The sequence below is a fragment of the Lacinutrix sp. YIN62 genome (assembly GCF_057219185.1).
On record NZ_JBXVVH010000085.1, the window covers coordinates 1 to 710 of the forward strand.

General features: G+C 24.4%; 1 protein-coding gene. It reads right to left on the reverse strand.

Going from position 1 to position 710, the window contains the following annotated elements; all coding sequences use genetic code 11:
* Nucleotides 1–176 precede the first annotated feature (176 nt).
* Nucleotides 177–689 (reverse strand): hypothetical protein, encoded by a 513-nt coding sequence (locus tag AC2D8I_RS16305; RefSeq protein WP_484707176.1) that lies wholly within the window; start codon nucleotides 687–689, stop codon nucleotides 177–179.
* Nucleotides 690–710 lie beyond the last annotated feature (21 nt).

Consider the following 710-nt stretch of genomic DNA (forward strand, 5'->3'; position numbering starts at 1 on the left):
AACGGTTTGTATAAGAATAGTAAGGGATTAAAATGGACTAACTTTTCGGATTTAGCACTTAGCCAAATTAACAATTTTACCGTTAATTTTGTTTTCATTTAACCGTCAAATTTTAAATTTGGCGGACTTTGTAAATATGTACCAACTTTGGGTTTGCCACTTAACCCTTATTATTTTTATACCTTGTTAGGCTTAGTTTTTAAATCGTAAATTATTTTCCTGATTATTTTGTAATTTCTTGCTTTATCAGGTAAAAAGGTAATAGGTGTTTTCTTAATTTCAATTAAAATTTTATCCTCAAAGTGATTAAAAGTCAGTATTGAATTTAATTGACCTTTCAATAGGTTAAATGTAATAGAATATTCTAATTCAGATTCAGTTTCTTTTGTCAATTTTAAATTATGAGTATTAATTTTTTTTAGTTTACTTAATTCATTCCATTTCCTCATATCATATTCAATACTCATATTATGTCTTGACTCAAGATAATCATTTGAAGTAATGTTGTTGTAATAATCATAGTCAAAAATATTAGAAAGAACAGTAATGACGGAAACAACAATAGAAATTAAAATTGTAAATTCAATACTCATATTTTTCTTAAAAACAAGATTATATAGAATTACAATACCAAAATAAAAAGGTGTAAAGAATATTGATTTTTGAATTATTTTCTTGATGCTCATCATCTTTTTCTAATTAAGCCTAAC

Bases quoted from the DNA above. Each gene is read 5' to 3' on its own strand.
- AC2D8I_RS16305 (WP_484707176.1), bottom strand. From the start codon at position 689: ATGATGAGCATCAAGAAAATAATTCAAAAATCAATATTCTTTACACCT.